The sequence below is a fragment of the Synechococcus sp. H70.1 genome, from assembly GCF_047502705.1.
Classification (GTDB): Bacteria; Cyanobacteriota; Cyanobacteriia; order Thermostichales; family Thermostichaceae; genus Thermostichus.
On record NZ_JANSIV010000053.1, the window covers coordinates 1 to 7,936 of the forward strand.

At 60.6% G+C, this 7,936-nt stretch carries 8 protein-coding genes; 6 read left to right on the forward strand and 2 right to left on the reverse strand.

Going from position 1 to position 7,936, the window contains the following annotated elements; genetic code table 11:
• The first annotated feature begins 391 nt into the window (after positions 1-391).
• The 5 genes from cfa to NW827_RS04030 all read left to right on the forward strand — a co-directional run bounded on the left by cfa (position 392) and on the right by NW827_RS04030 (position 4,794).
• A complete protein-coding gene (gene cfa / locus NW827_RS04010) occupies positions 392-1,531 on the forward strand; it encodes a cyclopropane fatty acyl phospholipid synthase (RefSeq protein WP_414404377.1) in 1,140 nt (379 codons plus the stop codon).
• Positions 1,532-1,620: 89 nt separating this feature from the next.
• A complete protein-coding gene (locus NW827_RS04015; RefSeq protein WP_414366388.1) occupies positions 1,621-2,064 on the forward strand; it encodes a SufE family protein in 444 nt (147 codons plus the stop codon).
• A 13-nt stretch (positions 2,065-2,077) separates the two neighbouring features.
• Entirely contained in the window at positions 2,078-3,175 is a 1,098-nt protein-coding gene (locus tag NW827_RS04020; RefSeq protein ID WP_414404378.1) for a metal ABC transporter solute-binding protein, Zn/Mn family, read from the forward strand.
• Positions 3,172-3,948 (forward strand): metal ABC transporter ATP-binding protein, encoded by a 777-nt coding sequence (locus NW827_RS04025; RefSeq protein ID WP_414404379.1) that lies wholly within the window; start codon positions 3,172-3,174, stop codon positions 3,946-3,948. Before NW827_RS04020 ends, NW827_RS04025 begins: the two co-directional genes overlap by 4 nt.
• 9 nt (positions 3,949-3,957) lie before the next feature.
• Positions 3,958-4,794, forward strand: a complete 837-nt coding sequence (locus tag NW827_RS04030; RefSeq protein ID WP_414404380.1) for a metal ABC transporter permease — start codon at positions 3,958-3,960, stop codon at positions 4,792-4,794.
• Here NW827_RS04030 and NW827_RS04035 read toward each other — a convergent pair.
• Positions 4,791-5,573 (reverse strand): hypothetical protein, encoded by a 783-nt coding sequence (locus NW827_RS04035; protein WP_414404381.1) that lies wholly within the window; start codon positions 5,571-5,573, stop codon positions 4,791-4,793. The genes NW827_RS04030 and NW827_RS04035 overlap by 4 nt on opposite strands.
• Positions 5,574-5,715: 142 nt before the next feature.
• Between NW827_RS04035 and NW827_RS04040 the strand changes: the two genes are divergently transcribed.
• Positions 5,716-7,248 (forward strand): leucyl aminopeptidase, encoded by a 1,533-nt coding sequence (locus NW827_RS04040; RefSeq protein ID WP_414404382.1) that lies wholly within the window; start codon positions 5,716-5,718, stop codon positions 7,246-7,248.
• Between the two features lie 227 nt (positions 7,249-7,475).
• Here NW827_RS04040 and NW827_RS04045 read toward each other — a convergent pair.
• Positions 7,476-7,936, reverse strand: a 461-nt coding sequence (locus NW827_RS04045) for a hypothetical protein (RefSeq protein WP_414503364.1), incomplete at its 5' end; no start/stop codon positions are given.

Below are 7,936 nucleotides of genomic sequence, written 5' to 3' on the forward strand. Positions count from 1 at the left end.
CCTTGGAGAGACCGCCAAGGAGCGTTTCGTAAACGTTGTAGTTCCCCCTTCGGGGGGATCCCTAGAAATTGGAAACGACGAGCTCTCTCCATTCTTGGACCTCTGCTTCCCACTCCCGCGTTCCCCCTTCGGGGGGATCCCTAGAAATTGGAAACCAGTGGAGTCCCCTGGTCGTCACCGAAGTAGGGTTGCAGGAGCGTTCCCCCTTCGGGGGGATCCCTAGAAATTGGATTGGAAACGCTCGGGTGTCCTCCTACTCCTTCTTCACCAAGAGGTTGGAGGTTCTCCGTTTGCAGGATCCCTTGGAAACAATTGGAAACACACTAGAGGGGCTACGCTTTAATGTCTAGTTGCCTTTACTAGGCTTTCCAGGCGCAGGGGGGTTCTGGGAATGGGGAAAGGCCTCAGCCTCTGGCATCGGCTGGCGCGCAGCTATGGACTTAGGCTTTTGGAGGCTGCCGATATAGCCGTCAATGGCTCGCGGCCCTGGGATCTGCAAGTCCACGACGAGCGGCTTTACCTGCGCTGCTTGCTCTATGGATCCCTGGGCTTTGGCGAGGCCTACCTGGAGGGGTGGTGGGATTGCGAGGCTATTGATGAGCTGGTTTGTCGTCTCCTCACCAGTCAGGCAGCCGAGCAAGTGGGCTGGCCAGTTCGGCTCCTGCTTGCCCTGGACAGTCGCCTCATCAACCGCCAGCGGGGTAAGGGAGCGTTTGTGGTTGGCCAGCGCCACTACGACCTTGGCCATGACCTCTACGAAGCCATGCTGGATCGCCGCCAGATCTACAGCTGTGCTTATTGGGATGGGGGGGCACAAACCCTCGACGAAGCCCAGGAAGCCAAGCTGGATCTCATTGCCCGCAAGCTAGATCTCCAGCCCGGCATGCGCGTGCTCGACATCGGCTGTGGTTGGGGCGGCACGGCACAGTACCTGGCCGAACGCTACGGTGTGCAGGTGGTGGGCATCACCGTCTCGCAAGAGCAGGCTAGGCTAGCCAGCGAACGCTGCCGTGGCCTACCGGTGGAGATTCGGCTGGAAGACTATCGCCAGACGCAGGGAAAGTTTGATCGGATCCTTTCTGTGGGCATGTTTGAGCATGTGGGCTACCGCAACTACCGAACATTTATGCAGGTAGCCCGTCGCCTTCTCAAAGAGGATGGCTTGTTTCTTCTCCACACCATCGGCACCAACGTTGCCTACCAGGGGCGGGATCCGTGGATTGAGCGCTACATTTTTCCCAACTCGATGCTGCCCTCGCCTCGTCAGATAACAGCGGCTTTCGAGGGCCTATTTGTTCTGGAAGACTGGCACAACTTTGGGATCAACTACGTGGCCACCCTAAAAGCTTGGCACACCAATTTTGAGCGGGCATGGCCCCAACTGGCTGGTCGCTACGACGAGCGCTTTCGCCGCATGTGGCGGCTTTACCTGCTAATGAGTGCCGGCAGCTTCAAGGCCCGCGCCAGCCAGCTTTGGCAACTAGTCCTCTCGCCCAGGGGAGTAAGGGGCGGCTACCGCTCAGTGCGGTAGTTGTTTCCTCCCGCGCCAACCCCTTGGGCTCCCCAAGCTGCGTGCTACGATGACTTTTGATTATCATTCTCATTCAGGCAAGTGGGTTGATGCCCGAAGCTCTGCGGCAGATTGTCGCGCGCTTTCAAAAGGCCAAAACCTCTCGTCAGAAGTACGAGTTGCTGCTGGCCTATGCCAAGCGCCTGCCCCCTTTCCCCGATTCCCAGCGAACAGAGGAGAATCTCGTGCGGGGTTGTGCTTCGCGGGTGTGGCTGGCCACCGAGCTAAGAGACGGCAAGGTCTACATCCAGGGAGATGCCGATGCCCAGTTGGTCAAGGGCTTGGTGGCCGTTTTGGTGGAGGGGCTAAGTGGCTCAGCACCAGAGGAAATTTTGGGGGTTTCCCTGGAGTTTGTGCGGGAAATGGGCCTCAACTTCAGCCTTAGCCCTTCCCGCAGCAACGGCCTGGTGAGCATGTTTTCGCTGCTGCAGCAGCGGGCCTTGGCTTTCCAGAAGTCAGGCGCTTCCGACGCTGCTGTCTCTGTTGTCTCGTGAGGTGTTAGGGCTCATGGCTAATAACTCTCTGCGTTCGGCCCGACCCCTGAGATCACTGGCCTCGCTGGTGGCGGCCCTTTCGGTCGGGATCCTAGGCACCTTGCAGATGCGCCAAGAAGAGTCCCAGGCCCAGCAGGGATCCACCCCCCCGCAGGTGGTGACCACAATCCTGCCGATAACGCAATTTACCCGCGCCGTGGCCGGGAAGCGGGCCGAGGTGAAACCTCTGATCCCTCCCCAGATGGGGCCCCACGACTTTCAGGCCCGACCCGAGGATGCGCGCCTGCTGTCCCAGGCGGATGTGCTGGTGATCAACGGGTTGGGAATGGAGACCTTTTTGGAGGGATTGATTGCCAACGCCAGCAATCCGAAGCTGCGCATCATTGACAGCAGCCAAGGGATCCCGACTTTGCAGACCCAGGAGCCGGAGCATGGCCACTCCCACAGCCATGGCCATTCTCATGGTCACAGCCACGGCCATGGCCATTCTCATGGTCACGGGCACTCTCACGGCAAGTTGAACCCCCACATCTGGCTAGATCCCAGGCGAGCCATCCGGCAGGTGGAAAATATTCGCGATGGCCTCATTGCTGTCGATCCAGAAGGGGCAGAGACCTACCGCGCCAACGCCGCTGCCTTTATCCAGCAACTGGAGGCTTTGGATAAGGAAATCGAGCAGCGCTTGGCCCCCTTTGCCGGCAGAAAGTTTGTGGTCTTCCACGACTTTGCCCCTTACTTTGCCGAGCGCTACAGCCTCAAAGCGGAGTTCCTGGTGGAGATCCCGGAAGCCAGCCCCTCTCCGGAAGATGTGCGCCGGGTGATGGAGACGGTGCGGCAGTCGGGCCTAAAGACAATCCTGGTGGAGCCACAAGTGGGGAAGGACAACCCCTTTGAGGTCTTGGCCCGGGATCTGGGGGTACAAGTCCGCGTGTTCGATCCCTTGGAAACGGCTGGCCCAGAGGGGATCGAGCCGGAGTACTACCTAACCATCCTGCGGCAGAACGTGGAAAACCTGGTCTCCGCCTTCGAGAAAGAGAAGGCCTGGGTTCCCCTGCAGTTGCCCTTGGTGGGTCAGGCTGCTCTCGAGCACCTGCTGGCAAGGGGGCGATGAGCTTCCATTCTGGCGAGGTTGTCCTGCGGGTGGAGGGGCTGACGGTCTATCGGGGATCCCAGTTGGCGGTGCAGAATGTCTCGTTTGAGCTGGCGGCGGGATCCCATACGGCCATTGTTGGCCCCAACGGCGCCGGCAAGAGCACCTTGGTGCAGGCCATCTTGGGCATCCTGCCCCGCCAATGCGGCTCGGTTTGGATCCTAGGGGAGCCACTGCGCCTGTCAGGGTACTTGCCCCAGAAAGTGCGGCAGCAGCTTGCCTATGTGCCGCAGCGCTTGCACTTCAACCCCGCCCTCCCCCTAACAGTGGCGGAGTTTGTTGCCCTGGGCTGGGGATCCCTTAGGCCCCGCTGGCCCTGGCAGCAGCGAGCTGCTCGGCAGGAGGCCGTCAAAAAAGCCTTGCAACGGGCCGAGGCTCTGCACCTGGCCTCTAAGCCCCTGGGTCAACTGAGCGGCGGCGAGCTGAAGCGGGTGCTGTTGGCCTATTGTCTAGTCTGGCCGCGGCGGCTGCTGGTGCTGGACGAGGCTCCCGCTGGTCTAGATAGCCTCAGCGAAGGGGAGTTCTATCGGCTATTGGAAGAGCTGCGCCGCTCCCTGGGCTGGGCCATTCTGCAGGTCTCCCACGACCTAGAGATGGTGTCCCGCTACTGTGACCGCGTGCTGTGTCTCAACCGCTCCCTGATTTGTCAGGGATCCCCTGAGGCGGCCCTGGCGCCGGAGATGCTAAACCGCGTCTACGGCCCCGCGTTTGCCCGCTACATCCACCACCACTGAGGAGGGGCAATGCCGGAGACCTGGGCGCAGGTGGTGGAATGGCTGCAGTTGCCCTTCATGCAGCGGGCTCTTCTAGGCGGCATCCTGACGGGGGTGACGGGGGGGCTTTTGGGCAGTTTTGCCATCTTTCGGCAGTTGGCGTTTTTTAGTGATGCCTTGGGGCATTCGGCGCTGCTGGGTATTGTCCTGGGAGTGGCCCTGGGGCTGGATCCCACGGCGGTGCTGATGGTGTTTGGGGTGGTGTTTGCCCTGGGGGTGACTTTTGTCTTGGAACGCACCCAGCTTTCGGCGGATGCGGTGCTAAACATCATCTACTCTTCCTCCTTGGCCCTGGCCATCATTGGCCTTAGCCTGATCCCTGGCTACCGCGGCAACCTTAACCAGTTGCTGTTTGGGGATATTCTCGGCATCAGCCTGCCGGCCTTGTGGATAAGCGGCCTGCTCCTGCTCTTGGCCCTGGGGTATATTGGGCTGACCTTGCCTGCCCAGATGCTGCTCACCCTGGATGAGTCACTGGCGCGGGCGCGGGGGGTAGAGGCGGGCTGGCAGCGGCTGGCCTTTGTGGTGCTGCTGGCGCTGGTGGTGGCTCTTTCGATCCGCTCGGTGGGGGTGCTATTGGTGAGCGCTTTTGTGGTGATCCCTGCCTCGACGGCGCGGCTTTTGGCCTCCGGCTTTACAACCTATGTGCTGCTGGCCATGGTCTTGGGGGGCTTAAGCGCCGTGCTGGGGATCCTCCTCTCAGCCGCCTTCAACCTCCCCTCCGGCCCCAGCATTGTGACCACCCAGTTGCTGTTTTTTCTCCTGGCTATGGGGCTGAAGGGGGGAGCGCAACTGCTGCGGCTCTAGCTGCCGGCCATTCCCAAAATTCTCTCTGGCAGAAGCTGGCCAAACAGGCGGCGGTAGCTCTCCGGGAAGACCTGGCCCATGAGGGTGGGCTGCTCGTAAACCCGCTTGAGGGTATTGAGATCCCGTTTGGTGATGGTGGGCACCCGCAGCAGGCGGCGATTGCCGGTAGCCGCTGCATGGTGGCCGCCGTACATCAGATCCCGCGGGTTGGGACTATGGCCCCACAGCCCCAGCCCATGGCCAATCTCGTGCCGAGCCACCGCCGTCACTTCTGCCAATCCCTGGCCTTCGGCAATGACAATGCGCACCCGCTGCTGCAGCGAGCCATCGGCGGCAAAGAAAAACTCAGGCCGGGCTGCCCCCGCTATCCCTTCGCCAATGGCAGGAACGCGGTAGATGCTTATCCCGTAGAGGGCCTCCTCTTCTTTGCCCACCACCTTCAGGGGGATGTAGGCCGACCACTCCTTTACCGCCTGCTCCACAAAGGTTTTCCACTGGGGGTGATCCCCCTGAATGTAGACAGGGACGGGGTAGAAGGCCCACTGGGCATAAGCTCCGCCCGGCAGCAGCGGCTCGATTTCTTCGAAGTAGTCTCCCGCCGACTTGTCGTAGGTGTAGCGGGCTAGGCCGGGGGGCAGCTTGAGGCGAACCGGCTGCGGCAGCTCTTCCAGGGGCCTCTGCGCCTGGGCCAGGGATCCCACCCCCCCTAGCGCCAGCGCCAGGAGCATTGCGCCGGCAATAACCCCAAGCTGAAGGATGGAACGCCGCCGCCAGGCCATACCTTGGTTTCCTCCCTTCCTGATTAAAGGCTATTGGCTAGAAAAGCCAACGTCGATGCCAGCCAAGGGATCCCCTGTCCTAGAAGTGGCGGAATTGGCTACACTGAAAATCTGCTGTCCCTAGCTTGGCCAAAGGTTTCCCATGCAGCTTCGTCTTGGCGAGCCGCCCCTAACACAGGCAGAATGCGCCTTGGTTTACTGCTTTGCCCCCACCGGCGAAAACGCCACCTTCTCGCTGCCTGCCGAGATTGCTGCCTTGGACGAGAAAGTGGGGTCGGGGCTGGTGGCGGAAGCAGTTCAAGAACAGAAGTTTCAGGGCAAGCCCAATAGCAGCCTTGCTCTGCGCCTGCCAGGAGCCATCCGCAAGCTGGTGTTGGTGGGGCTTGGGGATCCGGCTGCGCTGACGCTGGAAGCCCTGCGGCGGGCCACTGCCAATGGTCTGCGCCAGGCCCACAGCCTTAAAGCTAAGCAGGTGGTGCTGTCCTTGCCAGAAACGGGGCTGGATCCGGTGCGGGCGGTGCAGGCAGTAGCCGAAGCCAGCCTCCTTGTGGCCCACCAGGATAACCGCTTCAAATCCCAGCCCAAGCCCGAGGAAGAGCGCGGCTTTTCCGTTGAGGAAGTCACCCTCCTGGTGCCAGGCCTGGCCCAGGCCCGCCAAGACTATGAAAACGCCCTGCAGCGGGCCACCGAGATGGCTGCCGGGACGATCCTGGCCCGCGAACTGGTGGCCGCCCCTGCCAATGTCGTCACCCCCCCTGCCCTGGCCGACACTGCCCGGCAACTGGCTCAAGACTACGGCCTAGAGGTGGAGATCCTAGGACGGGAAGAGTGCCAAGCCTTAGGCATGGGGGCTTTCCTCGGCGTGGCCCAGGCCTCAGATCTGCCGCCCCAGTTTATCCACCTCACCTACAAGCCCAAAGAAGGGGATCCCGTCGCCAAGCTGGCCCTGGTGGGCAAGGGCCTCACCTTCGATTCCGGCGGGCTGAACATCAAAACCGACTCCCGCAGCATTGCCATGATGAAAACCGATATGGGCGGAGCTGCAGCCGTCTTGGGAGCGGCCCGGGCCCTAGCTGCCCTCAAGCCACAGGTAGAGGTGCACTTTATTGTCGCCGCCACTGAAAATATGATTAGCGGCCGTGCCCTCCACCCCGGGGACATCCTCACCGCCTCCAACGGCAAGACCATTGAGGTCAACAACACCGATGCCGAAGGCCGCCTCACCCTGGCCGATGCTTTGGTGTTTGCCGAAAAGCTGGGGGTGGACGCCATTGTGGATCTGGCCACCCTAACCGGCGCCTGCGTTATTGCGCTGGGAGAAGAAATTGCCGGCCTCTTTACCCCCAATGAGGCCCTAGCTCAAGAGCTGCAGCAGGCGGCCAACCTCTCTGGCGAAAAGATCTGGCGCCTACCCTTGGAAGAGAGCTACTTCGAGGGCCTCAGCTCCACCGTGGCCGACATGAAGAACACCGGCCCCCGCTCCGGCGGCTCCATCACCGCTGCCCTCTTCCTCAAACAATTTGTGGAGAAAACCCCCTGGGCCCACCTGGACATAGCCGGCCCGGTGTGGACAGAGAAGGATGCGGGCTACAACAACAAAGGCGCCACCGGCTACGGCGTGCGCACCCTGGTGGAGTGGGTCTTGGCGCGGCAGGCTGCAGCCACCTCCCCCTAGCCTGGTTGCTTGCTATTGTTCTCCACTCCCAAGGTTCTGCTTGTTGCGGCAGTGAGATTGCCCACAATCGCTTCTTGACCCTAGCAGCTTATGATCGAGATGTTGCTAGGCGCCGGCAGTTTACAGGATCCCTCCTTAGGCTTTGTTGAAAACAGTGTTGCTACTCGTAAGGGCAGTGGAGCTTCCCAAGCCTTGCTTGGGTCAACAGCAAGAACTCTAGACCGACCCTAATTGAAAGTCACAGTAGCTTGGTTAGAGGTTACTGGTGGCGCCCCACTGCTGAAGAGGGTAACTGGGGGATTTGTGTAAGTTGCCGCCCCTGGATTGATCTGTTCCACAGATACAGAAACCACGCAGGAGGAATTCGGAGCCAGAGTTCCACCTTGAAGGGCAATCGTGGTTGAAGGAATTGCTGGTTGTGGTGGAGGGCCAGGATTGAAAGGAATGCTGGGGTTCGCTGTGAGCGTGCCACCGCACGTATTTAAAGTAACTACATTCCGTTCAGTAATTCGCAAACCACCTGGCAAAGCATCTATAAAGCTGAGTCCAGACAAAGGTACAGGAGCATTGTTGGTGATGGTAAAGATAACGGCTACAGTGCCGCCTGCTGTTGCTGTGTTAGGGCTAAACTCTTTGGTAAAGGTTGGAGCAGGAACTTGGTTTACGGTTAGGCTGACAGGTGCGCTTT